Origin of the sequence: Mesorhizobium sp. M9A.F.Ca.ET.002.03.1.2, assembly GCF_003952365.1 — a bacterium.
Lineage (GTDB): Bacteria > Pseudomonadota > Alphaproteobacteria > Rhizobiales > Rhizobiaceae > Mesorhizobium.
This window is the reverse complement of the sequence record NZ_CP034443.1, coordinates 2817748-2843417: the sequence shown is the minus strand read 5'-3', so window position 1 is coordinate 2843417 and position 25670 is coordinate 2817748. Positions and strand designations below refer to the sequence as shown.

Annotated in this window: 23 protein-coding genes; 18 read left to right on the top strand and 5 right to left on the bottom strand. The window is 57.7% G+C overall.

Translation table 11 applies throughout. The annotated features are described in order from the left end of the window. Positions 1 to 4 precede the first annotated feature (4 nt). The 3 genes from EJ066_RS13830 to EJ066_RS13815 all read right to left on the bottom strand — a co-directional run bounded on the left by EJ066_RS13830 (position 5) and on the right by EJ066_RS13815 (position 4343). Positions 5 to 349: a helix-turn-helix domain-containing protein gene (locus EJ066_RS13830; protein WP_091595831.1), complete on the bottom strand. Its 345-nt coding sequence runs from the start codon at positions 347 to 349 to the stop codon at positions 5 to 7. Positions 350 to 1405: 1056 nt separating this feature from the next. After that, positions 1406 to 3217 (bottom strand): HrpF/NolX family T3SS translocon protein, encoded by a 1812-nt coding sequence (locus EJ066_RS13820; RefSeq protein WP_236370748.1) that lies wholly within the window; start codon positions 3215 to 3217, stop codon positions 1406 to 1408. A gap of 427 nt (positions 3218 to 3644) precedes the next feature. Further along, a complete protein-coding gene (locus tag EJ066_RS13815; protein ID WP_091595837.1) occupies positions 3645 to 4343 on the bottom strand; it encodes a secretin N-terminal domain-containing protein in 699 nt (232 codons plus the stop codon). 186 nt (positions 4344 to 4529) lie between these two features. On the opposite strand from EJ066_RS13815, the gene EJ066_RS13810 reads away from it, so the two are divergent. The 12 genes from EJ066_RS13810 to EJ066_RS13755 all read left to right on the top strand — a co-directional run bounded on the left by EJ066_RS13810 (position 4530) and on the right by EJ066_RS13755 (position 14087). Further along, positions 4530 to 5039, top strand: a complete 510-nt coding sequence (locus tag EJ066_RS13810; protein ID WP_029354864.1) for a nodulation protein NolB — start codon at positions 4530 to 4532, stop codon at positions 5037 to 5039. A 9-nt stretch (positions 5040 to 5048) separates the two neighbouring features. Then, positions 5049 to 5912: a type III secretion inner membrane ring lipoprotein SctJ gene (gene sctJ, locus EJ066_RS13805; protein ID WP_091595839.1), complete on the top strand. Its 864-nt coding sequence runs from the start codon at positions 5049 to 5051 to the stop codon at positions 5910 to 5912. After that, positions 5857 to 6552: a nodulation protein NolU gene (locus EJ066_RS13800; protein WP_268931536.1), complete on the top strand. Its 696-nt coding sequence runs from the start codon at positions 5857 to 5859 to the stop codon at positions 6550 to 6552. Before sctJ ends, EJ066_RS13800 begins: the two co-directional genes overlap by 56 nt. Next, positions 6549 to 7172, top strand: coding sequence for a type III secretion system stator protein SctL (gene sctL / locus EJ066_RS13795; RefSeq protein ID WP_091595841.1), 624 nt, complete (start codon positions 6549 to 6551; stop codon positions 7170 to 7172). The genes EJ066_RS13800 and sctL overlap by 4 nt, the downstream gene beginning before the upstream one ends. After that, positions 7169 to 8527, top strand: coding sequence for a type III secretion system ATPase SctN (sctN, locus tag EJ066_RS13790; protein WP_024505372.1), 1359 nt, complete (start codon positions 7169 to 7171; stop codon positions 8525 to 8527). Before sctL ends, sctN begins: the two co-directional genes overlap by 4 nt. Next, positions 8503 to 9015 (top strand): hypothetical protein, encoded by a 513-nt coding sequence (locus tag EJ066_RS13785; protein ID WP_091595843.1) that lies wholly within the window; start codon positions 8503 to 8505, stop codon positions 9013 to 9015. The genes sctN and EJ066_RS13785 overlap by 25 nt, the downstream gene beginning before the upstream one ends. 89 nt (positions 9016 to 9104) lie before the next feature. Further along, positions 9105 to 10133, top strand: coding sequence for a type III secretion system cytoplasmic ring protein SctQ (gene sctQ, locus EJ066_RS13780; RefSeq protein WP_187331393.1), 1029 nt, complete (start codon positions 9105 to 9107; stop codon positions 10131 to 10133). After that, positions 10126 to 10791, top strand: coding sequence for a type III secretion system export apparatus subunit SctR (gene sctR, locus EJ066_RS13775; RefSeq protein WP_029354851.1), 666 nt, complete (start codon positions 10126 to 10128; stop codon positions 10789 to 10791). Before sctQ ends, sctR begins: the two co-directional genes overlap by 8 nt. Before the next feature lie 29 nt (positions 10792 to 10820). Beyond that, positions 10821 to 11069: an EscS/YscS/HrcS family type III secretion system export apparatus protein gene (locus EJ066_RS13770; RefSeq protein WP_081714428.1), complete on the top strand. Its 249-nt coding sequence runs from the start codon at positions 10821 to 10823 to the stop codon at positions 11067 to 11069. Between the two features lie 8 nt (positions 11070 to 11077). Beyond that, entirely contained in the window at positions 11078 to 11896 is an 819-nt protein-coding gene (gene sctT / locus EJ066_RS13765; RefSeq protein WP_091595845.1) for a type III secretion system export apparatus subunit SctT, read from the top strand. Continuing rightward, positions 11893 to 12930: an EscU/YscU/HrcU family type III secretion system export apparatus switch protein gene (locus EJ066_RS13760; protein ID WP_029354843.1), complete on the top strand. Its 1038-nt coding sequence runs from the start codon at positions 11893 to 11895 to the stop codon at positions 12928 to 12930. The genes sctT and EJ066_RS13760 overlap by 4 nt, the downstream gene beginning before the upstream one ends. A 356-nt stretch (positions 12931 to 13286) precedes the next feature. After that, entirely contained in the window at positions 13287 to 14087 is an 801-nt protein-coding gene (locus EJ066_RS13755) for an Effector protein NopP (RefSeq protein WP_091595847.1), read from the top strand. Positions 14088 to 14629: 542 nt separating this feature from the next. On the opposite strand, the gene EJ066_RS13750 is transcribed toward EJ066_RS13755, so the two are convergent. Beyond that, positions 14630 to 16744, bottom strand: coding sequence for a hypothetical protein (locus tag EJ066_RS13750; RefSeq protein ID WP_029354840.1), 2115 nt, complete (start codon positions 16742 to 16744; stop codon positions 14630 to 14632). Between the two features lie 1346 nt (positions 16745 to 18090). Here EJ066_RS13750 and EJ066_RS31370 point away from each other — a divergent pair. From EJ066_RS31370 to EJ066_RS13720, 6 genes are all read left to right on the top strand, one after another. Continuing rightward, positions 18091 to 18420, top strand: coding sequence for a hypothetical protein (locus tag EJ066_RS31370; protein WP_091595908.1), 330 nt, complete (start codon positions 18091 to 18093; stop codon positions 18418 to 18420). A 72-nt stretch (positions 18421 to 18492) separates the two neighbouring features. Beyond that, entirely contained in the window at positions 18493 to 18735 is a 243-nt protein-coding gene (locus EJ066_RS31975; protein ID WP_224570034.1) for a nodulation protein NopA, read from the top strand. Positions 18736 to 18851: 116 nt separating this feature from the next. Further along, positions 18852 to 19742 (top strand): EscD/YscD/HrpQ family type III secretion system periplasmic domain-containing protein, encoded by an 891-nt coding sequence (locus EJ066_RS13735; RefSeq protein ID WP_029354836.1) that lies wholly within the window; start codon positions 18852 to 18854, stop codon positions 19740 to 19742. A gap of 232 nt (positions 19743 to 19974) precedes the next feature. Further along, positions 19975 to 22038 (top strand): type III secretion system export apparatus subunit SctV, encoded by a 2064-nt coding sequence (gene sctV, locus EJ066_RS13730; RefSeq protein WP_029354834.1) that lies wholly within the window; start codon positions 19975 to 19977, stop codon positions 22036 to 22038. A 53-nt stretch (positions 22039 to 22091) separates the two neighbouring features. Further along, positions 22092 to 22625, top strand: coding sequence for a tetratricopeptide repeat protein (locus EJ066_RS13725; protein ID WP_101918715.1), 534 nt, complete (start codon positions 22092 to 22094; stop codon positions 22623 to 22625). 466 nt (positions 22626 to 23091) lie between these two features. After that, complete coding sequence (locus EJ066_RS13720; protein WP_029354830.1) at positions 23092 to 23562, top strand: MucR family transcriptional regulator; 471 nt, start codon at positions 23092 to 23094, stop codon at positions 23560 to 23562. 222 nt (positions 23563 to 23784) lie between these two features. Here the strand turns inward: EJ066_RS13720 and EJ066_RS13715 are convergent, their stop codons facing one another. Next, positions 23785 to 23997: a cold-shock protein gene (locus tag EJ066_RS13715; RefSeq protein WP_008874821.1), complete on the bottom strand. Its 213-nt coding sequence runs from the start codon at positions 23995 to 23997 to the stop codon at positions 23785 to 23787. Between the last annotated feature and the right edge of the window lie 1673 nt (positions 23998 to 25670).

Genomic DNA, 25670 nt, shown 5'->3' with positions numbered 1-25670 from the left:
ACGATCAAGCAGGCGGTCCCTTCAACCGCGCGTCTTGTATTGCTTCCAGGCGTTGTAGGTCTCTTTTATGATGACCATCATCGTGGGGCAGGAGATCGACCACCAATTGAGCCAGCCCGCCATCCTTGCCTCCTGCTTGCATATGGTACGAAGACTGCGGACGTTGTTCGTTGCAGCAAAGAAAGTTGGCTCTGACCAGCCGCCGGACGTGGCGTCGAACCTGCTCGCGAGGCAGACTGGTAATATCGGCCAGCTCGCCGACGGTTAGATCCGCATGCGCGCAAAGGCCCAGGATTCGAAGGCGATCAAGATGCGCTGCCGTCCTTACGCGATTTACCAGTGTCAACATTGGTTGGCATCAACCCGGACGGGATGCAGCAAGCCGCTAGCCCTTCTATCCCCATCAATCCGCATGAGATCTCTTCTCGTCATTTGCTGTAAATCCGCTGGTATGGATGCTAATGGAAGATGGATCACAGTCCTTTCTACGACTAAGACGCCAGATATTGGGGCTAATGTACCACCTGACAGGAGACTACGCTCACGAACATTATGTGAATTTTTTTTAACGTTGCTGAGAATCAAGGGTGAGGTTTGGCGAATGTCTCGCCGTCGACTGTCGAATCCTGCCCGACGGGATTATGGGGTGCGTAGCCTGCTTGTCCTTTCCACATGACCAGCGACGATGGGGCGAAGGCGGCAGACATAGCTCTGGAGCATGCTGCGGTGTCTTTGGCCTGAAGCCGAGGAAGGCGGACCGTGGCTTCCGCGCCGCTGCCGGGAGCCCCCGAACAGGCCAAGTGGATCAGCCGGGTGTTGCCGTCATAGAGCGTGAGACCCAAAGCTGGCCAGCCGCGCCCTGAGGCTGACGCACCGCTCAGCGTCCACCTTGCTCTCGAAGCCCATCGGCATAGCGCCGATAACGACTTGACCGCGTGCGTGTCGACGAGCGATCGGTGAGCGCAAGGATCGAGGGTGCAGTGCAGGATAATGCTGTTTTAAATCAGCGCTGTTTTCAGCCGACTGCCTTGAGCGTGGGCACAAGGATATAGGCCGCAGGAGATCATCGTCTGGCTGTTCGGGAGGCCGCCCTGGGCGCGCGACAGCCGTTCCTTCGGCTGCGCCAGCTCCGCCACCATCCGCGCCGTGCCTTCCGGAGACCATTCCCGCTGCCGGCCGGCGCCCGTGAAAACCTCGACCCGGCGCACCGGCTCGAGATGGCTGGGCTCAGCGTAACTCTGAAGTCGTCATATACCGAAGCCTTCACAGACTTCGGACATCTCCCTCACAGTCCGATCAAGATGGCGTCAGGAACACCGCTTGCGTTGATGCGGATGAACCCCTGCTTGTGCCACAATGACCCTTATCTCAGCGCGCGAGCCAAAGCTTCCGCGCAAGGCGACGGCTAGGATAAGGCAATGCCGACGAAGGGCACATTGCTTGCCACACTCTGGAATGATGGCATGCTCGGAAGGCCTAGGTTTTGCTCAGGGCCGCCTGCAAGGCGCGCTTGGAGGTTATTCACATAGCCTTCTGCGTAGTCCTGCGCCGTCGAGACCGAAAGATCAATGCCTGCCGCCAAGGCCTCTTCCATCAGGTGCTTTACGAGCCCATTTCGAATGGCCAGCTTGACCTCGGGGCCTGCGATAAGGCCGATCGCCTGCGCGGCCATATTGAGGCCAGCTTCCTCCAGCGCTCGCTTCATATCGCCTCCGTTAATGGCCGTACGCAGGAGATTGGCTGCTTGCGACTCAGCCTCGAGAACCATCGAGGCAAGATCGGCTACTTGTCCGAGGCCCGGAATGAAGCTGAGCAGTCCCACCGCCGTTGCCGCCAAGTCGAGCACTTTCGTCTCGATTTTGAGCACGGAGTCGACGACGTGCATGACGGCCCCGCCGTTCTTTTTGGCTGACTTAATGTCAGGCTGGTCCATCAGGCCCATCTTCATGTCCGCGACGGCATTCTGCTCTTCTGCGGTTTGGGCGCCGTGGGTGATTGGCTGCTGAACGTTGCGGTTCGCAGACGACATGTTTGTGCAAAAATGGGCAAAGTCTTTTTTGCTGATATTGCCGGAATCAACCGTATGCCCGCCGCCAAAGTCGAAGAATTTATGATGGGTCTTATAGCCCGTGATCGAATTGTTCAGGAGGCCAAACAAAAGAGGATCTGAAAGGAGCTGAGAGGCTGCTTCCCGCACTTTCGGATCAAGGCTCTTGTCGTCTTTCATTTTCGCCAGTTTGTCGCGAGTCAGAACACCGCTTCCAAAGAACGTGTCCTGATGGTCCTTGATCATCTCGACCGTATTCAGCTCAGTTTGCGTGAGGCTCATCGACGATGAGGCGACTTGCAGGAAATCCTCTTTGTGCATCTTCCCTTTCGAGCCACCGCACAACTGGTTCCAAGCATCGGGGTGATCGAGGAAATATTGCGCCGCCGCAATGACCTGGGGCGGAAATTTGCCGTTTTTCGATTCGCCGCCGACCATTTTCTTGAACTCATCCAGACTCAGGTCCTTGGACAGATTTTCGGAGTACCGGTAAAACTCCCGCAAGGCATCGCTCAAGGTCATGACCGAAGGCTGCAAACCTCCGCTGCCGTCGGATGGTATGTAGTTCTGCTCGTAGCTTTGCGCTTGGGCTTCCTGAAATGCAGCAACTTGTGGGTGGTGGTTTGAAAATCCGGCCAAGTCCTTGGCGTTGATCTTGCCTCCACAGCGGCCGTCGCCCTGCGAGCCAATCGCATAAAAAAGTCCCGAATCCTGCTGCAGTCCCTTGATCGCCGCTTTCAGATCCGGTGGCGTAGAGGGATCATTGGCTTTCTCGGTCAACGACTTCCAACTAAGCGGGCATTGGTCCTTGTGACGGTTGAGTACCGCAACAATCTGCAACTCAGCCGTGGTCAGCGACCCACCGTTCCACGTGATTCCGGGGCTCGGCCTGGGAGCCGGCTCGATCTTCGGGGTGACGCGGAGCAGATGTTGGGCTTCAGTCGCCTTGGAGCGTTGCGATTGGTCCTCCTTGAGAGCCGCCCTCATATGTGGCGGCAGCAGATCCAGTGGGTGTTGCTCCAAGCCCTTCAATGTCGATTCGACATCCGGTGCCAGATGGCCCAAAGGGTCCTGCCGCAATTTATCCATTGTCGAATCAAGATTCGACGTTGGCAGATCCCCTTGCGCGAAAGAGCCGGGCTTGTTTGCCAGCACACAAGTGGACAGCATCGCTTCGAAGCACGATGCACTTTGCTGATGCTGGGTCGCAAAATGGGAAACTTTCAGGCCCGGCCAACCCCTTGCGGACTGTAGCGAATTTGAGCGGTAGAAAGTTGAAAGATTGCTGGCCGACATTGTGCATCCTCAGACGTGACGTTGAAATCCCCACAAGAGACCCCGACAGAAGATCCCTTGCGTTTCACAAAATTCGACAATTCCAAGCGTCGGCAGGTCACGAATGCGCCTGCCCTGCCTTCAATTGCTGTGTTCCGGGCCGGCTCCAAGGTTCGGTCCAACACAATGGCCGGAGTCACCGCGAGAGCTGCCGGGACTCATCATGAGCGGATTAGCTTTCGAGAAACTGACGAGTTTGCGAAGAGTTCACAAAGGGGTAGCCGCAGTCATGTTCTTCAGAGCTGCGGCAAATCCTCAATGTTCATTTCTTGCCCAGCTCAGGCTTCCCGCCAACGCTATCCTGTTGTGGGATGTCAGAAGAATAAGAAGCATCCGGTCGTCCGTCGCGAACGACCGTAGTGGAGGAGCCGCGAAACAAGATCAGCACTGATTCCTTTGGCGTGGCCGCTATGTGAGTCTGCGCCTGCGCCTCCGCCACCAAGCCGTTAAAGGTCTGCTCCACGAGTGCGACGAAGCGCGGTGGACCGGAAACGAAGACGAGGCCATTGCCTGGCACGGGTTTGACCACATAGCGCTCGTCGGAGATATCAAGCTTGTCGAGAGCCCCCTTGAACGCATCGAAGCGAATCGACGTCATCAAAAGCATTCGAGTTTGCGATTCTTGTGCAGCAGACACATAGAGCACAAGGCCGTCATAGTACCATTGGAGACCGTAAAGGTTCGTCAAGCGGTCGAGGAACGCGCGCGGTGGCAAATCAGGCATACGTCCGCGAATTCGCCCCTTCACCGCAGGACTGATGTTGACCCTGATATTCAGGTTGTTGCCGAATTCCTGCAACGCTGCAGCGAGTTCCTGATCCAGAACCGTGTATCTATAGGGTGTCGCCGGAAGGGACAGCGGGACTGCGTGCGCCGGGTGAATCCCGGTGGACAGAAAAAACCCGGCACAGAGAAGTCTCAAAACATGCAGGGTGACGGGTTGGATAAGCGTTCTCGGCATGTCGCACTGATAAACCAAACGCTGAAATCATCACAAGTGACTAAATTGCCGAAGAGATTTTAGATGTCGAAATGACGCCGCCGTTAGTCAGCTTGTTGTCAGCTTGCCCCCCTAGGAGTGTTGCGCCGACACCGGGTGATGAATGGGCGGGGCCCGCCCGGTCAGAGAGAGCAACCGAGTCCTTACATGATGATGCCTGTCACGTCGATCTCTGCCACTCTAACGGCTGGCCTCCCCAGGGTCGGATCACCGTCGATTGTCGAGCAGGCCCAGTTTGAGCGCGCCTTAGGGCATGCAGCCGACTCGCTGAAAAACAATGCCGCCGCGGAGCCAGCGAGTGCGGCGCCAGTTGCTGCGGCGATGGATGTTCAGCGCGCGGCTGCGCCGACGAGCGGCATGGGCGATCGCGTGTTGCAGACGATTTCCTCCCTATATCCACACAACACTGTTTCCTTCCCCGCGCTCGACCATGACATAGCCCTTTCGAAGGGCGCTCTACCGGGACCGGCGCAGAAGCTTCCCGTCGCAGGTGAGGCGGGAACCGGAATCTCGGGCATTCCTCAACAAGGGCAAGACTTCGAAACGATGATGGCTGGTCTTCGGGATGTTTACAACGGCGTCACCCAGGTGGCGCTTATCTCCAAAGGCGTCAGCGGCGTCACATCATCCGTGAATAAACTTTTGAAGGAAGGCTGAACCGCGCGCATGATTGGCTTGGCCGAGGGCGAAATCATGCGTGGCCTGTCAGGGTGGCGGTCGGTTAGACTTGTCATGCTGCTAGTTCTCGTCGCCCTCAGTGCTTGCAAAACCGACCTCTACACGCAATTGCAAGAGCGTGAGGCAAATGAAATGCTCGCACTTCTTGAAGACAACGGGGTCGCCGCGATCCGGGTGGTCGCCAAGGATGGGACCAGCACGATCCAGGTTGACGAAAAGCTGCTCGCCTTCTCAATCAACCTTCTGAACGCCAAGGGGTTGCCGCGCCAATCCTTCAAGAACCTCGGTGAGATATTCCAAGGATCAGGCCTGATTGCCTCGCCGACCGAGGAGCGTGCCCGTTACGTGTATGCCCTGAGCGAAGAGTTGTCGCGGACGATCAGCGATATCGATGGCGTTTTTTCTGTACGTGTTCACGTCGTGCTGCCGCATAACGACCTTGTGCGAGCCGGCGCCACGCCATCCTCGGCCGCGGTGTTTATCAGGCACGACGCCAAAACAAATGTCGCGGCTCTGCTGCCAAAGATAAAGATGCTGGTAGCCGACAGCATCGAAGGCTTGTCCTACGATAAGGTGGAAGTGGTTTTGGTGCCGGTAGAACGGTCCGCACACGAGCAACGGCCCGATCCGACTGCTGTTTTGCCACAAGCATCAACACCTCTTCCTGCGCCAATTCTGGCGACCGTGACAGGTTTTGCCGCAGCCGTATTCGCAGTGGCCTGTTATCTCTTGGTCAGCGTTGCTACGCGTCGGCGCAAGCAATCAACCGGCGTTTCCAAGGTCGAGGGGCGCCGGGATGCTTCTGCTGTCGAGGCCATTCGCAAAAGAATGCCTGCAATTGGACGTGGGTGACATCTCATTGCCAATGCCTATACAGACCGCCCGACCTGATGGTCCGCACCAATTGCGTTTTCCGGGCGCGAGCGAGCTTGCGGCTTCGGCCCATCCGACCCGTCTAGCGGCGCGTCTTGATCCAGCGTTATCGGCAGAAACGTTAGTGAAGTTGCAGAAGTGTTCCAGACTGCATCCAAGGCTGGCAGAATTGCTGGGCAACTATGACGTGGATCTGAACCACATCGGCTGCAGGCCGGACCTTCTACGCGGGCACGATCCATATCGAGCTGCCCTTCTTGCTGGTAGTATCTGGCATGCCCGTTCGCTGGTCGCGTTTGTCTCTCAGCCTGAGCTTGCCATCCTTGTTAAACGCATCGGCGTGGATGCACACGCATTCGGAATCCGACACCTGCTGCATGCCGTTGAGAACAGACTGATCGCGGACCCAGAAAAACTCGCTCAGCAAATCGAATACGATGGACATGCATGTCTTGGGGCTTGGCTCCAGGACAGTTCAGCGACCGAGCGTAACCGCGTGCTTCTTCGGTTGCCCGAGGGGACTGCCGCGGAGACTCCAGCACCTGAGCATTGGACCGCCGCCGGCCAATTGCTTTCACTTGTACTAGCTCATTTTGAGACAGAGACCCCGGTGAAATGACAGCCGAACTTTCCGAGGGGCCAATAGCGCCGCAGATGCGTCCAATCGGACCACTGATACCCGCGAGCGAGCTCGAAACCTGGCACAGCGCCGCGCAAGCGCTTGCCGCGGCAGAACGGCATCGGCAGCGCGTTCGAAACTGGGCACGCGCCGTTTACCAGCGGGCGTGGGTGCGCGGCCACATGGAGGGCTCGAATGCAGGCACCGAGGAGATGGCAGGGCTGATTGCGGAGACAATCTCCGAAATCGCGCGACGAAAGGCGGCTCTGGAGCAGGAATTGCCGCAGCTCGTGATGGAAATATTGAGCGATCTTATCGGCGCTTTCGATCCGGGCGAGCTACTGGTGAGGGCTGTTCGTCACGCCATAGAGTGTCAATACAGCGGCGCCGAAGTTTGCCTTCATGTTTCTCCCATGCAAGTCGACATGCTTGCACGAGAGTTTGCTCGATGCGACGGCCAGGATGGTCGACCAAGGGTGCGGATCGAGCCCGACCCGACGTTGTCGCCGCAACGGTGCGTGCTGTGGAGCGAGTACGGCAATGTCGACCTGGGACTTGACGCCCAGATGCGCGCGCTGCGCCTTGGTTTCGGGACGCTATGTGAAAAAGGCGAGCTATGAGAAAGCCCGTCCCAGAACATAACGCTGACGCCGACACTCGAGCTCTCGTTCCAGCAATCTCGTCTTTGAGGGCTGCGGCCAAGCGAATTGACACGCGTGCGGTGCGCGGTCGGATCACGCGGGCTATCGGCACACTGGTTCATGCCGTCTTGCCAGATACTCGTATTGGGGAACTTTGCCTCCTAGAGGACCCGCGAACCGGGCTGTCGCTCGAGGCCGAGGTGATCGGCCTGTCGGGTGATGGTGTATTGCTGACACCGATCGGGGACTTGGTGGGCCTATCCAGCCGCGCAGAGGTCGTGGCCACTGGCCGAATGCGTGAGGTGCCCGTCGGCGGCGATTTGCTCGGTCGCGTGATCGACAGTCGTTGCCGCCCATTGGACGGCAAAGGCGAAATCAAGACCGTCGAAACTCGGCCCCTGCATGGCAGAGCCCCCAATCCGATGACGAGGCGCATGATTGAGCGGCCATTCCCGCTTGGGGTCCGTGTCCTCGATGGTCTGCTGACGTGCGGCGAGGGCCAGCGGATCGGGATTTATGGCGAGCCAGGTGGTGGCAAGTCGACGCTGTTGTCACAGATCGTAAAGGGTGCCGCCGCTGACGTCGTCATAGTGGCGCTCATAGGCGAACGTGGACGGGAAGTTCGTGAATTCATCGAAAGGAATCTTGGTGAAGAGGGCCTTCTCCGTACGGTCGTCGTGGTTGAAACCTCCGACCGCTCGGCGGTGGAGCGTGCGCAATGCGCTCCAATGGCGACTGCGCTCGCGGAATATTTTCGCGATCAGGGCCTACGCGTTGCTCTCATGCTGGATTCGCTGACGCGCTTCTGCCGCGCTATGCGCGAAATAGGCCTTGCTGCGGGTGAGCCGCCGACGCGACGGGGCTTTCCTCCTTCCGTTTTTGGCATGCTGCCAGGCCTGCTCGAGCGCGCCGGCATGGGTGAGCGGGGCTCAATCACGGCCTTCTATACGGTGCTTGTAGAGGGTGATGGCACGGGTGATCCAATCGCCGAGGAATCGCGTGGTATTCTCGATGGCCATGTCATCCTCTCACGCGCTATTGCGGCGCGATCGCATTTCCCCGCTATTGATGTGCTGCAGAGTCGCAGCCGCGTCATGGATGCAGTCGTTTCGGGGACACATCGCAAGGCAGCATCCATTTTCCGCGAGCTCCTATCGCGCTATGCCGAGACCGAGTTCTTGATCAATGTTGGCGAATACAAGCCAGGTGGAGATCCCCTGACTGACCGGGCCGTCGCGTCAATCGACGAACTGAGGGAGTTTCTGCGCCAGAGCGAAGATGACGCGTCAGATTTCGAGGAGACGGTCGCATGGATGTCGCGTCTGACCGCGTGAACTGGGTTCAGTCTTCGAGGTTACGGCTTCTGAAGGAAATGCAAGAGCGTCGTGCCCTTGGCGAGCTGTCCAAGAAGGAAGCCCAGCGCGATGTGGCCGCCTCAGCCGTACAAAATGCCGCTAGGGAGCTTGCAATGATACAGCAACATTGTTCAAGAACAGAAGCAGCGCTCTATCAGCATCTGATGTCACTCGACAACTTGTCTAGCGCAGCGCTCGACCGTCACCGCCTTCACACTGAACAGCTTGCCGCTGAGATCACTTCCAGACGGCAGATGCTTGATGATGCCCAAATCGCTCAAGAGGAGGCTGAGATGGCGGCGTCCAGGACGAGGGAGCTATGGGTCATATGTTCGGCGGCAAGGGACAAATGGCAACAAATCGAGGACGACGTGCGGCGCGCCGTCGAGACTCATTCGGAGGCCGCAGCCGAGATCGAGGCCGACGACGAGATACTGCTGAAATATGCGAGGGGGTCGCTTGCCTAAATGCCGCGCAACCGGATCCGACAGTCGCAAGAGGTCGTCCGAATGACACGACCGTGCAGTCTTTGATAGCCGCTGCGGTCACACCCGCCATGTTCGAACCAGTTCTGAAACTGTCCCGCACGGTTGTCTCGTGGCTCAATGATACAGCAGCGCCCCGCACGCCGTTTCAAAGCCGGATCAACGAGGTGCCGCTATCGGTGCGAACGGCAGGGCTTGTCTGGCAGCAGGAACCTGCTGCCATTCCGATGCTTGACTGCGTCTGGAGAGTGGGAGCCGAAACGGTCATCTTGTCGCTGTCGCGCCCGCTCGTAGAGGAGTTCATCACGACAGTGCAGAACGGCTTGGCCTTCCCTTCCGAGCCAACTGCTTCGCTTATTCTCGAACTCGCTCTTGAGCCGCTTGTCACTCGACTGGAGGAGACGACGCGTCTGAACGTGCAACTCGTGCGCGTATGCGAAGCCACGATGCTGGCTCCTCATCTTGAACTCGACATCATTTTCGGCGCGGTCAAGGGCAAGGGCCGTCTATTCCTGTTCACGCCTCTTGACGGCTTAGTACCGCCTGCGTTTCGCGCGCTAGGCGAACTGCTTGCCCAGTTGCCGCGGCAGCTGGGCGGGCTGCCTCCAGAGCTCCCGCTCATTGTTGCAGGAGAGGTCGGCACGCTTCGCCTTCCTGCGGCGCTTCTTCGAAGCGCATGTGTCGGTGATGCATTGTTGCCCGATATTGCGCCGTTCGGCCGCGGCCAGATCACCCTAGCTGTCGGCCAGTTGTGCGCCGGGGCGGATCTTGACGGCGATGAATTAATCTTGCGGGGGCCTTTCCGCCCGCGACCGTGTCCTTTGGAGAATGCGCATATGACACAACCCGGATCGCAACTGGAGCTTACTAAGGATCTCGACGATGTCGAGATCGTGCTTGTCTTTGAATGCGGCCGCTGGCCTATTTCTCTTGGGGAATTAAGAAGTGCCGGCGAAGGGCATATTTTTGAACTTGGATGGCCGATCGACGGCCCGGTCGACATAGTGGCCAATGGTCAGCGTATCGGGCGTGGCGACATTGTCCGCATCGGAGAAGAGCTGGGCATCAGGCTCCGTGGCGGGTTTGCATGCAATGAGTGAAGCTCAGCCGACAATCCTGGCGCTTCTTGCGGTTACCGCCGGACTCGGTCTGCTGGTTTTAGCAGTTGCCACGACAACGGCCTTTGTAAAGGTATCAATTGTTCTTTTCCTCGTCCGCAATGCGCTCGGGACCCAGACCATACCACCCAATGTGGTGCTGTACGCCGCGGCGATGATCCTCACTATGTTCGTTAGTGCGCCCGTTGCTGAGCAGACCTATGACCGCATGTCGGATCCCAAGCTCCACTATCAGACATTCGACGACTGGGTAAGCGCCGCTAAAGCCGGAAGTGAGCCCTTGCGCGAGCATCTCAAGAAATTCACAAATGAAGAGCAGCGGCGATTTTTCCTATCTTCGACAGAAAAGGTCTGGCCAGAGGAAATGCACGCTGCAGCCACGCCTGATGACTTTGCAATACTTGTACCGTCTTTCTTGCTATCAGAATTGAAGCGCGGATTTGAGATAGGATTTCTACTTTATCTGCCTTTTATTGTTATAGATCTGATAGTGACAACTATCTTGATGGCAATGGGTATGTCGATGGTCTCACCAACTGTTATATCTGTCCCGTTCAAGATCTTTTTGTTTGTTGCCATTGATGGTTGGTCAAAATTGATGCATGGGCTTGTGCTGAGTTATACGTTACCGGGAGGCTGATCATCACTGAATCCAGCATCATTACTCTTATGAGCCAATCACTGGTGGTTTTCATGATCTGGATTCTACCGCCGCTCATTGCATCAGTGGTTGTCGGCCTCGTCATCGGCATCCTCCAGGCGGCGACGCAGATCCAGGATGAAAGCTTGCCGCTCACCGTGAAGCTTCTGGTCGTTGTCGCGGTGATTGGGCTGTTTGCTCCTGTGCTAAGCGCCCCGCTCATAGAGCTAGCCGATCAGATCTTCACCGAGTTTCCCGCAATGACACTTAGCTACTAGTCCGCCCCATGGACGCGCCATCGGCCGATATTCAAATTCTGATCCAGACGGCTCTCGAACTCGTCGTTGCGGCAGGTCTTGGGGCAGCCCGCGCGATGGGCATCATGCTGATCTTTCCCGTATTCACACGCTCGCAGATCAGTGGGCTGATCCGGGGCTGTTTGGCTGTTGGCTTCGCACTACCATGCCTGGCACACGTCAGCGGCGGATTGCCGGCGCTGGATTCTGATACACGCCTGATCCAGCTAACCCTGCTCGGATTCAAGGAAGTTTTTGTCGGTGTACTCCTTGGCACTTTTCTTGGCATTCCGCTTTGGGGCCTTCAGGCTGCCGGGGAGCTTATCGACAACCAACGCGGCATCAGCAGCCCGACCGCTTCGGCCGATCCCGCGACGAACAGTCAGGCTTCCGCGATGGGCGTTTTTCTGGGGATCACTGCGATTGCCATATTCGTCGGATCAGGAGGCCTGGAAACTTTGATCAGTGTCCTGTACCGCAGCTACTTGATCTGGCCGGTGTATCAGTTTCACCCGACACTGAGCGGGCCAGGAGCAATGGAGTTGTTGGGGCTTCTCGACCGCATAATGCGCACGGCATTATTGGTATCGGGGCCTGTCGTGTTCTTCCTGATACTGATTGATATATCGATGATGCTGCTGCGTCGCTTTGCCCCGCAATTTAAGGCGAGCCAACTGTCTCCGGCAATCAAGAACATTGTCTTTCCAGTTCTCATGGTCACCTACGCTGCCTATCTGGTGGAGAGCATGAAACTGGAGGTCACACAAGCCAACGGCGCGCTGGAGTGGTTCGACAAATTGCTGCCATGAGCGACACAAGTGAAGAGAAGACACACGCCGCCAGCCCGAAGAAGTTAAGTGAAGCGCGCAAAAAAGGACAGCTGCCACGTAGCTCCGATTTCGTCCGCGCGGTCGGGACTTGCGCTGGGCTCGGCTACCTTTGGCTAAGAGGCAGCGTGATCGAGGACAAATGCCGGGAAGCGCTCCTATTAGCCACCAAGTTGCAGAGCCTACCTTTCGATACCGCGGTGCCGCAGGCATTGGTTGTGCTCGTCCAACTCACCGTCGCGGCTGTTGGCCCGCTGCTTGGAACCCTCGTCGCCGCGGTGATTTTGGCCAGCCTGCTAGCCAATGGTGGATTTGTCTTCTCTCTGGAGCCGATGAAGCTCAGCTTTAAGAAAATTGACCCCTTTGAAGGGCTGAAGCGCTTGGGGTCTGCTCGTTCCATGGTCGAAGTCTGCAAGACCATGTTCAAGGTATTGGTTCTCAGCGCAACCTTTTCCATTGTCCTTCTCGGGATGTGGAAGACAATGGTCCCTCTGCCGATCTGCGGCATGGGCTGTGTTGGCCTCATCTTTATGGAGACAAAATTGCTGATGGGAATTGGCGCCGGCGCACTGCTGGTCGGCGGACTGATCGATCTCCTGCTCCAGCGCGCGTTGTATCTGCGCGAAATGCGCATGACCAATACCGAAGTGACGCGCGAGTCGAAGGATCAGCAAGGAGCGCCAGAGTTGAAAGGTGAACAGCGTCGCATCCGCGAGGAGGCGGCCGACGAGCCTGCGCTTGGCGTGCATCGCGCCACGCTGGTCTTAACAGGAAGGGCGGTCCTGATCGGTCTGCGTTACGTTCGCGGTGAAACCGGGGTGCCGTTCTTAGTTTGCCGTGCCGAAGGTGAGCGCGTTTCACATGTGTTGAGTGAGGCGCGGGCACTACGCCTGACGATCGTCCATGACCATGTCTTAGCGCGTCAGCTGATAAGCACTACAAAACTCGGCCACGCGGTTCCTATGCAATATTTCCAGCCTGTCGCGAAAGCATTCTTTGCCGCAGGCTTGGCCTAGTCATTGGAAGTCCACGACTGCCCAGTTCAAAACTGACCTGGTTCCATGCTAGTGGCAAATGTCGGCTGGCCATCCGTGCCCCAGTGTCTCTGTCAGGCCAACCGCGCAACCGCGGGCCTGGGGCAATCACTCCCCTCGGATCTGCCACCCAGCAACTACGGCAAGTCCTCCGGGCATGACCTTTCAGCCTCTGCTGGCCGGTGCGTGGCGCAGTCCGAGGTTTTGAGGCCGGCAGTGCGGATTTGATTGGTGCAGCCGTTGGAATGCCCTCGTCAGCTAGTCGTCAACTAAGCGCCCTATGTTGAACAGCCGTGCTAACTTGAGCTCGGTTGCGAAACATAGGAGTACGAATCGTCATGTATGGTCGAATTGGCTCATCCGATAGTTACCGCGCGCATAATGCCGGCGAGCAATCGGATGCAGGAAGCGAAGGGTTCGCGGACACATTTGCCCGAATGCACTTATCCGGATCGGAAGGTAGCGGCGCCTCATCATCGGCGGCTCCCCAAGCATACTCCCTCAATTCCCGACCTCCTGTGGTGGAGATCAACAGGACTTCCTTCAGGAGACAGGTGAGGCAATTTCATGGTGATGAAATCACGCACATCGCCGACAATCCTCAAGAGTATTCGGAGTTCGTATCGTCACGAGCCAGGCGCACCGCGGACGTTGCTCAGCAATATGGCATCCGTCGAGATACGGAGCACGCGCGATATTTCAGTTACCAATTGGGAGACCGGAGTGCCGGACTGCTGAGAATGGAAGGCGGATTCAGCATGAACGAGTTCGAATCGGAAAGTTGGCGGGAACAATTTCCTGGTCGAACTGAGGTCACTTCCATAGTGGATCTTCAAGTCGCCCATCCGCTCGTCGAAAATGCGGGCGATATTCTGCTGGAGCATCAACTTCGGATAGACGGCGACCGACCGTTGCTGAATTGGCGTGCGGCTAATCCGGAAGCACAAGCGCGCGCGCAGACGATGGGGTTTGTTGAAGTGGATCATGGCGACCTGGTGCTTGACCCTACGCAGCATCCCGACAAATGGACGAAGAACAGTGCCGGTGAGTGGCAGCGTGCAGGCAAACCTCCACTCTATCTCCACAAAACCGAGGACAGCGACAGCAGCGATAGCGGGTCTGACGACGATTTCATGTGATTTGTCGACCCGCCGCCGAGCCTTGCAACTGGTGACGGTTGCAAGGCTGTTGGCAGTGAATGCTAATTGTCCGGCGACAGCCCCGCCTTAGCGCCAGCGCCGCCGAGCGATCCAGCCCATCTCCCAGACAATAAACTGCGGATGCGCATCGTGGGTGCTTGCGAGCGGATTGTATTCGGGCCGGAACTCCGCCTCTTGGATACGAGCTCTCCCGAATCCAATTTTCTCCACCACACCGTTGGGTCGTTGCGATGCGCCGATCCCGATCGGATCGGCTATGCCTGCTCCGCGCTCGCAGGAAGACCTTCCGCCTCGATCTTGGCGGCGCGATCTCGGCGATAAGTTGGATGGGAGGCAAGATACGCCGCCACGTCAACAGCAGGTAACGCGACATCGCAAATCGGCCCTGACGGTAGCCGATCGACTCCAATCGCCGGACCGCAACTCGCGCAGCGGCATTCGCGGTTTGGCCAGGAGAAATGCTCGCTGACTCACAGCGTGGCCGGCCGCATTCTGCCCTAGACCCCAAAGTACGTGCCCTGTCATGCAGCCTGCGCCGACGGGAGCTCGGCACGCGAATGGCGTGGTTGGCGGCCAAGCCCCGAGGTCAACAAGGACTTACAGAAAGCGGGGGTGAGTTTGCCGCGATGAATTATGACCTTCTCGCGACCGGACCTAGCATCGGCTTCCTCTCGCTCTCGATTGTAGCCGCGCTGTTCGTTGGATTTAACGTGGCAAGCGGTGAATTCGGAATCAGCCAGCCCTTCCAAGTTTCTGGCCATGACGGGGCGACTCGTGTGGATGTGCACCCACATCGGGCTCGGCATCGCACCATTGACCAGCATCTTGGGCTGCAGCTTCATCTCAAACAGCTTTCCTGGCTCGCCACGCAGCGCGACCGGTGCCTCCGGCGGCATCAATTCGTCGGCATTGCACAAATGTTCCAGGTATTTTTGCGCCGGAAATGCGTAGGTCTTCATGCAATCAGTCGTAATGCCGGCTTTTCCTTCATTCAATGCGTTGGCCTGTCCCAGCACCATGTTCAGCAACCCTTTGAGCTGGTCTGTGCGTTCGTGCACTTTGGGTAGCTGGGTGGAGGTGAGTAGCAGGCGTACATTACGCCCCTGCAACCCGGCGAGACAGGTTTGCATCTCAATGGCCTGGGCTCGCAGGTACTGGGCCACATCGTCCACGACCTTACCGGCCTCCTCAGGCTTCATCTGGCGCACTTGGGAGACGACGCTTTGCTGACCGGCCAGATCGAACTGCAAAAGTTCGTCCAATCGTTTGAGCCGCTCCGTCAATACCTCCATTGACAACGCGGCGCCCCCGATTGTCGAGCCTGCCCCCGACGAACTCGCAGCCACCTCTTGCGCTCTCACCTGTGTACTCGCAACTTGATCCGAGCGCGCGAGAACCTTGGCTGCTGGCACTGTGCCGGCGTTCGCAGCGACTGGTGTTGATGGCTGCCCGGCGGCAGAAGTCCCGGCGCGAGCTGCCGACTTATGCTTTGACTTCCCTTTCCTTCGCGCTGTAGTGCCTTCTGACACTGCAGCCGTACCAGCAGTGTCAGCCGGTATCGCAGCGCCTGCCCTGGCCGGCATCGCAGCGCCCGCCTGGGCCTGTGGCGCCATGATGGCTGACGGCGGAGACTGCAGGTTCAACAAGTGCATGGCATCGTGCGCAGTGATCCATGCATCGTCCACGATCCGTTCGAACAGTTTCAATGGGAGGCCGGCATCTGGGTAGGTATGGCTTAGCTTGGTATGCACCTCGTGCAACGCCAATCCAAAATCCGAAAGCCGCTCCATGATTTTTTCTACAACCGCGCAATCATGAGCGTTGAGTGCTTTGCCATCATCCATTATGCCCTTCGCCAAAGAGAGGGCGCGAAGAGCTTCTTGAACGGCGCTTGCCATCAGCTGCACCACTCCATTTCGACCGACGAGGAGTTCCTTCAAATCTGGCTCGAACCTGCTCGCCCGCAGTTCAATCTTGGCCCGCGCAAGACCGATCCGCTCACGGACCAGCCAGATCCTGACACTCAGTACCGAGCCGGCACGCAGCCGCAGTGCGCACCGCTCGGCTTCCCGCATCACGGGCGTTCCACTGGATAGGCTAGCGGTGGCAGCGCAGGCGGATCGCTGCCGTTCGGAGCGCCATGCCTTTTTTTCCCACCACTTAATTGCCGCCGTATGGTGGTTCTCCACATTTAAAATCAACAGCTCCTGCCGGTCCGCCTGGGAGTAGGAGTAGAGTTTATCGACCATACCTGCCGCTTTCTTGGTCTTTTTGTCCAATTTCGTGATCGTCGACAGGCCAAGTTTGTCTACTTCATTCGCGGCGTCGCACACGATCTGGCAACATCTACGCACCTTGTCGTCTGGCATAATTGTCTGCGCCTCAGCCGCAGGCAGGCTAGCGCGGTACTCCAGAATTGCTGAGGCTGCATCGACGACCCGACTGATCAGCTCCACCGCCTCCTCGGGGACGTCGGTTTTCCTGGCCGCAGCCTCGCAATCAGTCAGTTGTTGAACAAGACTGTTCATTCTGAGCTGTGTCGGACTGATATCTTCATTTGACGATGAGCTGGTGCCTTCCACCTGCGCGGTTGATAGTTGGCTACCGACCGGCGCCATGGCTTCGCCCTCAGACATGGAGGGAGAACCGCGCCGCCTTGCGGCTGCGCCACGTGGCGCTACGGTTCCGCGTGGTGGCGCAGCGGCTCCACGTGGCGGTGCGTTCAGGATTTGATCTTCGCCAATCGAGGCGCCTGGCAGACTTTCGCGGGCATCGCCTGGACCGCGCGCAACTGGAAGGGAGGAGGGCCTCCTATCGGCGTCCCCAGAGCGCATCTGCTCCACAACGGAATCGAATGACTGTCCACCTTCTCCCGCAGCAAGACTTGATTGCGAAAGGGAACTGCTCGCCCGCCCCGCGCGGCTGGCTCCAGTTTCAGCCTGCGATTTCCGTGGTCGGCCAATGCCCTTCATATTGCGTCTCCGTAGTAGGCGAGAATGTGCTGCTATTGTGCTGGCGGCTGACGAGACCAGCGGCATCTTTCGGTTAACGTCACGGTCAGCCAGACCCGCGACGGCGTAATGTTCCCGCCAAAGTGCTTCTCAGTAGCAGGCCAAGATTGGCCCGAGCTCACAGGACTTTCGCAACGTTGCCATCGATGTCCTGAGATTATCAGCGCTTCAGTCCGCCGATTTCCAGGAACAGCGAATGAAATCAGACCAACTCGGCTAGCTCCCCTTCCTAGACACGTGCCTGACGATTTTATTGAGGCGTCACTCCTCTCGTTCGCCACCGACAAAGTCACACATTTGCTTCAGAGAAGCGTGTGCGTTGCGTATCGCGCGGGAAACCTCGATCTATAGTTACAAAAAGTGTCGAGACGGGACCTTTGGATCCGAAGGTCAGGCACGGCCGGCCTAGATAGACCGCTTGGCTGACGATTAGCTGACGATGGGAGTTCTCACGAACAGGGCAAGAAAATCCGACCGCTTCAAGCTTTCGATATGGTGAGAAGAGGATCCGCACCGGCCTCCCAAAGCCGGCAGACCATCCCATGTTCGTACTCGCCGACCTTCTCGAAGCCAATGAGCTCACCGCGCCGGGCCGTGATGTGCAGGCGAGAGAATGGTGATGCAAAGACCGAGTTCCTGCTCGTTGCGTGCGCCCGTGGAGCCAGCAAGAATACGGTCATTGCGGTCATGCAGCACGTGGACCGTGTCTCCTGTTCGACACCACAGCATCGAGGATGCAAACGAGCTGCTGCGGCTGCCATTCGGTCGCGGCATGCGTGGACGGCGGGATTGGCCGAACAGCCGAGATCGTGGTCGACTGTTCGATGCGAGAGCAACATCCTGCAGAGCATACGTTTTTGCGCTGGCCGGTTTTTGTCAAAAGCCGTCAGGTTCTCGAAAGCTCCCGCCCTTAGCTTGATCGAGGTTAACCTTTAACACGTCGCCGCCAATGGCAAATGCCGGAGTACCTGATGATAGCAGCAATTGGGAGTGGAGTTGGCAACCTCGGGACTTCCTTGATCCGAAAGGGCCATGGGGATTCGAAATCCGAGCATTCTGGTGATGGCAAGCCGGCTGGTGGCAATGATGGCAAGCCAGCTGGTGGGAATGATGGCAAGCCAGCTGGCGGGAACGATCGGGCGGATAACCGGACCGTTTCAAATGATCAACTTCAAGACAACTCACAGTCTGCAGCACAAAGTGAAGCCTTCCAAAGTATCCTGCGATCGTTCGCGTTCCAATTCGCGAACGATGCGATGGCTGAGGCCGATGAAGCTTTGGATGACACAGAAGATGCCTGACGCGGGAAAATCCGGCGTGAGGTCATACAGGCCGTTATTGACGGCACAACTCCAACAGAAAAAGGAATGATCATGGCTGCAGTTGATAATAATAAGAAATCAGGCAATACCAATACCAGTAGCGCCGGCAATACCGATAAAACTAACAGTGGCACTCCCGGCAATACAAGCGGAGCTGATGCTACTGCTTTTCAGGCGCAAGTGCAAGAACTAACCAATGTTAGCTTGGAGGCGACGAAAAGGAGTGTCCAGTTGCGCACTCTAACGACCAATCTCCAGACCATCAAGAAGGCCGCCGACGAACGCGTTTCGTAATGTCGGAAGCGGCTTTTAGACTGCCCCTAGCGCGTCTCCTTATTGACGCGACGTAGTCCCGAAATGAGCCGCATGGCAATTGCCGTGCGGCTTCTATCCTGTTTGAGAGATGCTCTGTGGATGACGCCGTTTCCCTCCGTTTCGAAGTGCTTTCGGGGCTCTATTGCGGACTGACCGGCAAGACGGATCTTCAAACGTGTTTAATCGGCAGCGGCTTCGATGCCGATTTGGTCTTTGTCGAGCAAGGACTGGCACCGCATCATCTTCGTGTAACTCTTCTTGGCAAGTCGATCGAACTCGAGGCGCTTGCACCCGGACTCAGTATCGAGGGCAACCGGAATATCGCCGCAGGCCAGTCCGTTGTTGTGCCCCTTCCTGCCGTCCTGCTCGTAGGCGAGATGTCCATTGCTTGGTCCGTGCAGGATGCAGAGCCGCCTGGTTCGACCGGCATACCGCGCCTACCGATCGGTGTGCTCGCCATGGTCATAATCAGCTCACTCGGGATCGGCGCGCTTTCGGGCATGTTCTCCTATCTTGGCAATGCAAGTGGATCGAGCCCCAATTCACTTCGGGCTGAAGTCGCGTCCAGAACGATCAGTCACCGCGCTGACAATGAACTTACGGGGGCAGCGGCCAAAGAGCTGCAGGAGGAAGTCGATCGAGCGGGTCTTCTCGACGTCAAGATTGGCTCCGCAAAGGGTGTTGTGACCGCCGAGGGCACCGTCACGTCTGAATCGGTCATCAGCTGGCAGAAGCTTCAGCAATCGTTCGATCGTCGCACCAAGGGTACTCTAACACTGGTGAACGGAGTGCTCATCAAAGAGGAGAAGGCGCCATCCGCAATCGCGGTCGAAGCTGTGTGGCATGGGGCCCAACCGTATCTTGTCATCGACAGCGAGAAGTATTTTGTCGGGGCCATTTTAGCTGATGGATGGGTAGTCGATCGTATTGAGGACAGCCGTGTGCTGCTGAGCAGGAATGGCCGCATTGCTGCTCTCCCATATTGAAAGCTCGCAGGCCCCATCAAGCAGCACTCTATGGCCAGCCAAACATCCTGTGGCGCTCGGTGCTGACAAGCTGGCTGCGTTGGAAACATTTGCTGCCCAGCCATTTCGCGCCTGTTTGTGGCTCTCATGCAGGGTCACGCGCTGGCCAAGGCCGAGGCGCCTTCGGAGTTCGAAAGCTACGTTTCAGGGCGTAACAGCAGAGTAAGTCTCAACCGATTGCAAAGGTGTCTCGATGGCCAACGTCCTGCGTGACTTCATCAAGCGTGCGCCGGCCAGCCCGGATTTAATGGTTGCGTTGATGCTGCTTCTGGCTGTCGCGATGATGGTCATGCCTATCCCGGTCGTGGTGGTCGACGCACTGATAGGATTCAATATGGGGTTGGCCATACTGCTGATGATGGTTGCCCTGTATGTCAGTACTCCACTTGATTTTTCCTCTTTGCCCGGCGTTATTTTGATTTCCACTGTATTCCGTCTCGCGCTGACGGTCGCAACGACGCGACTGATCCTGGCCGAGGGGGAGGCCGGCAGCATTATTCATACCTTTGGCGATTTCGTCATCTCAGGCAATATCGTGGTGGGTTTCGTCATATTTCTGGTCGTCACCATGGTGCAATTCATGGTCCTCGCGAAGGGTGCCGAACGGGTGGCAGAAGTGGCGGCGCGTTTCACGCTGGATGCTCTGCCGGGCAAGCAAATGGCGGTCGACGCAGAGCTACGCAACGGCCACATCGATGCCAACGAATCCCGCCGGCGGCGCGCCGAATTGGAGAAGGAAAGCCAACTATATGGCGCGATGGACGGCGCGATGAAATTTGTGAAGGGCGATTCCATCGCCGGGCTGGTGGTTATCTGCATCAACATGCTGGGTGGAATTTCGATCGGTCTGCTCTCCAAGGGCATGTCCTTCGGCGAGGTGCTGCATCACTATACTCTGCTGACGATAGGCGATGCATTGATATCGCAGATTCCGGCCCTTCTGCTCTCCATTACTGCGGCGACCATCGTCACCCGTGTGACTGGGACGGCGAGGATCAACCTCGGTACCGAAATGGTCAGTCAGCTCACGGCCAGTACTCGAGCCTTGCGGCTGGCGGCCGGCGTCCTGGTCGTGATGGGGTTCGTTCCTGGGTTTCCCCTCCCCGTCTTTCTGATGCTGGCCGCAGTGTTCGCTGCGGTAAGCATTGTCAAGGCTGATGTGCTGGGCGCCGGCACTGCCGATGCGAAAGATGGAACTGCAGCGGAGCCTAAGCAAGCCGCGCCTGCGAAGGAATTCCCGATCGCATTTTTTTTAGCGCCAAATCTTATGCAGGCGATCGATCAAGCCGAATTGCAAAAACATATTGGGCGCGTTTCGCTCCTGGTCACAGCCGATCTGGGCATTATCGTTCCCCGCATCCCTGTCTTGGTTGACGAGCAGCTGCCTACATCGCAATTCCGGATAGATGTCGAGGGCGTGCCAGTCGAACAGGACGCGATAGATCCAAGCCAGATGACGCTCCGAGCCGATGTAGCGCACGTCGACTCGAGCGGTATCCCCCTTAGGCGTGAGCCGAAAACGGACAGACTCCCGGTCGAACATACCCCTGCACAGGCCCTTACGGGCGCCGGCACGGAGCATTGGGCTCCCGGCGAACTCCTCGCCTTGCGCGTCCATGCAACGTTGACCCGCTACGCACCGCGATTGGTGGGCATCCAAGAGACCCGACATTTCCTGGGCCGAATGGAGCAGGAATATTCTGATCTTGTGAAAGAGGTGCTGCGCACGACGCCGATTCCTCGGATTGCCGATGTTCTGCGCCGCCTCCTGGAGGAAGGTATCCCAATCCGCCACACCCGTCTCGTGTTGGAGGCATTGGCCGAATGGAGCGAGCGTGAGCAAAACGTTGCCCTGCTGACGGAATATGTCCGTTCTGGTTTGAAGCGACAGATCTGCCACCGCTATGCCAACACCGAGGGCATCGTGTCCGCCCTGGTCGTCGAACGCGAGAGCGAGGATGTGATGCGTGGCGCGGTTCGAGATTCGGATGCAGGCCCCTATCTCGCACTGGAGGATCGGCAAAGCGAAGCGATGCTATCACAGATACGTCAGGTCCTTTCGAACACAGAACCGGGTCAAACCCGCCCTATTCTGTTGACGTCAATGGATGTCCGACGTTTCGTCCGCGGCTTTCTGACGCGAAACGGGATCGATCTCGCCGTGCTGTCTTATCAAGACCTCGCCTCCGACTTTACAATTCGCCCGGCAGGATCCGTCAAACTCCCGCACGGATCGAACAGCGGATTGTTAGAGTAGTTCCACCTTTCCTAACTGAACGCGACCCGCCTCCCTGATAACCGAGAGATAATATGAAATTTGTTAGAAATACAGTTTCTCCATCGCCTATGTTTCTGCGCCGGAGCTCACTTCTTTTTGCCGTACTCGCCATTCTGCCTTTGGGCGGTTGCGCCAGCTGGCAAAAGCCCGCTCTTTCCGTGCAGGAGACATCTTCCCCAGAGTTGCTCAGCGCCGATCAAATCGATCCGGCTATGCGCGAACGCATTTTGCGCGAAGTTGGTCAGGATGTTCAAGAGCGGGCTTTGCGGGATGAGGTGAAGCAGCACCCGGACAATGTTGATGCGGCGATACGGCTTACAAAAGCCTTGGTGGCCCAGAAGCGCCCGCACGAAGCGGTTGAGGTGCTCGACAGCGTCTTGGTTGCAGCCCCAGCAAACGTACGTGCATTGAATGCGAAGGGCGTGATCTTGGACATTGAGGGGCGGCATGACGCGGCACAGGCCCTGTATCGGCGAGCTCTCGAAACCGAGCCAGGGAATCAGATGGTGCAGCATAACTTCAATCTGTCGCTTGCCTTAACGGCAAGTCCGAACAGCCAAGGTTAGCACGATCGCAATAGGTGGGCACAGCGCATGTGCAGCCTATTCCCCGGCTCGAGACGCGCTCGGCTCCCATCATAGATGGCCTCTGAAGAGAGCCATATCTGCGCAAAGCTGTTGCTCCAGATCTGGCCGGCAGAGGTCGGCAGGAGAGCCGGATGACATCTCTCGGCCACCCGCAAGGCCATCCGCCTCGCTTCGTTGCCAGAGCGCCTTCGTGGTTGCCACGCGAGATACGCTCAGGATGGATTTGATTAATTCACGCGCGAATGCCTGCCTCTAACTTGGGGCAGGCGCGACCGCTCCCATAATGCAATACGCTGCCTCTAGGCCGATGGACGATGACGGGATACGTCCCCGAGACTTCAATGGTGGGGAGCAGCGCACCCGTCGATCCATTTGCTTTCAGCGGCAACCGCCACTATGTAGCGACACTTCGCCCGACTGTGTTTCAAGCTGCCCGGAGAAGTTTATGACAGAAGAAGCCCACAACACCGACATCCTCATCGAGCTCACTGCCGATGTTGTATCAGCCTACGTCTCCAACAACCCCGTCCCGGCGGGGGAGCTTCCTGCCCTGATCGCCCAAGTGCACGGGGCTCTAAAAGGCACGGCCGGACTAATACCGGCAGAAGAGCCTGTGCCTGTGAAAAAACCTGCTGTCCCGATCAAAAAGTCGATCGAACCGGACTACATCATTAGCCTTGAAGACGGCAAGAAATTCAAATCGCTAAAGCGCCATCTGTCGACGCACTATGGTCTGACCCCGGACGAATATCGCGCCAAATGGGGTCTGCCGTCGGATTATCCGATGGTGGCGCCGAACTACGCCGCTACGCGCTCCGCCTTGGCCAAGACCATAGGACTCGGCCGCAAACCGAAAGAGCCGGAAGCCCCGGTGCCGGCGCCGGCGAAACGGACCCGCAAAAAGGTCGCAGCCTAAATCCGTATCAACAGTCGTTCGGGACGCGCGGCAGCCGTAGGCCCAATCTGCGCGGAATCAAAAGGCGGGGACGAGCCCCGCCTTTCCCGTCCAAGAGCCTCATTCCAGAGGAATTCGCGACGGCTCCAGCAATCGCTGCCGCGGCATTACCTGGTTGCATGCTCCGGCCGTGTTTCGAGCCGGTCAATGCGTCCGGAGTATGCCGCATCCTTGCCGCACGCGTTAGCCAGCCTTGCTGAGGCTGCCTGCAGAGGACTTGCCGGTGCGGCGATCCTGTTCGACCTCGTAGTTTATCTTCTGGCCCTCATTAAGGGTCGACAGGCCCGCTCGTTCAACAGCGGAAATGTGGACAAAGACATCCTGACCGCCGTTGTCGGGCTGAATAAAACCAAAACCCTTGGTGCTGTTGAACCACTTCACCGTTCCAGTCGCCATATATCCATTCCTTTGTAACAAGTCGCAACTTAGGCAGGCCATTCACGCCAGCCTGATTTGTACACGAGACTTTAGGCGCAGCAAAATCGGAAAATTGCAAGGCCCACTCGACCGCCTGATCTCCAGCAGCACCTGCCACACACGCGAGGCGCGTGCCAGACGAGGCGTATGCCAGACGTTTCGTCGTGCGCTGTCGCTCAAACGTCGACAGAAACAATGACCCAACCCTGCAAACTCGGCACATCTTGTGGACGTGCTTGGGTCGCTGCTCGACCGCAATACCCGCTCCCGACCGATATCGTCGGCCAAAATGACGACGTTTTTGTCATCAGACCGAAAGATCAGGCGCGCAGCGACACTGCACACTCAAACCGAGACCCGCGAACCTCGATTAGCTTCGGCCTGCTACGAAGCGCGGTTGCCTGCTTCTGAGGCGGGCCATTGTCGGTTTGAATCAACTGTCGGGTTCGGAACCCCAGACTGTCGGCAAGTTGACAATGCGCGTTCAGACGGCACAAACCACCCGATCGATTGTGAGCGAGATGGTTTGGCAGATTGAGCAAGGGCGGGACTCAGCTATGCCGCCCAGGCTGCTGACAAGGCCAAAGCAGCGTAGGTGCGGAGTGAAATCCAAGGTCCACATGGGTCGTCGCGCGTCCCGTGCGCCTGGGAAGGCGCCGGCCCGGCCAAGCTTTTCCCAGATCGTCCGGATGACGCAAGCTTCGCTGAGCGTCAATGAACGTTCGGGCGATGACCAAAGGCGTCGTGCGTTGCAATCTGGACTGTCCAGGATATCAGGAGTTCCATGGCCTCAGCCCGCTTGGCTGGCCACACTTGAAGCTCCAACATACCGGCTGGCACAGGCCAATTGGACTCTGCGCTGCCCTCAATGCGCTGGTGGCACGGTCAATGCTTGTCTATCGATCCGGCCGCCCATGCGTGATGCTGTCGGTCGACGTTCGCAAACCAGACCCTCGGCGAACCCAGCGAAGGGGCTCGCCGGTACGACGAGGGACCTTACCTCTTTATGCGCGGCATCATTGTCGAGGATGACATGTTGCCTTACACGTCGTCCCCTCGCGCTCGGGGCTTTGAGGGGCGGATGAAGTCCTGATGGCGGTGGCACTGCTGCATGTTTGCGTAAGACCCATCAGTCACGATCGCGTTGTCCTTCGATGTCGCGGTGCTGATAGGCGGGCAGATCGGTGTGCGCGGCGCCCGCCAAAGGATCGTCGTCACGCCGGAGGAGGCGAGCGCCGTAGCCGGCGCGCCGGCGAAAGGCGCTTTCTGTCGGATGCCCGACAATGTCGGATATCGCAAGTATCAAGGTTGGATCAAACCTTGCAAATCGGGGCTTTCTTACTTGGCACGGCGCATGCTCAGGTATCCGCAAACACCCAATGGATAACGAGCAGACTTCCCATGGCCTCACCAAAATACTGCCGAACGTTCCCCGGACGCATCCAAAGATGAGGCCCGCGTCAGGCCCGGCAACACGCTGACGGCTCATCTGGCTCGGCGTCGCGTGCCGATCCACTTTCTCCCAATAGGCGTCGGGAGACATAGAGCCTTCAAAATGAGGAACAAATCACTTTGCCAGGAACCCAGCCCATAATCCCACTCTCCCTATCAGAACTACCAAGCAAGCCCCGCACTCACGGGCTTCGCAGGAC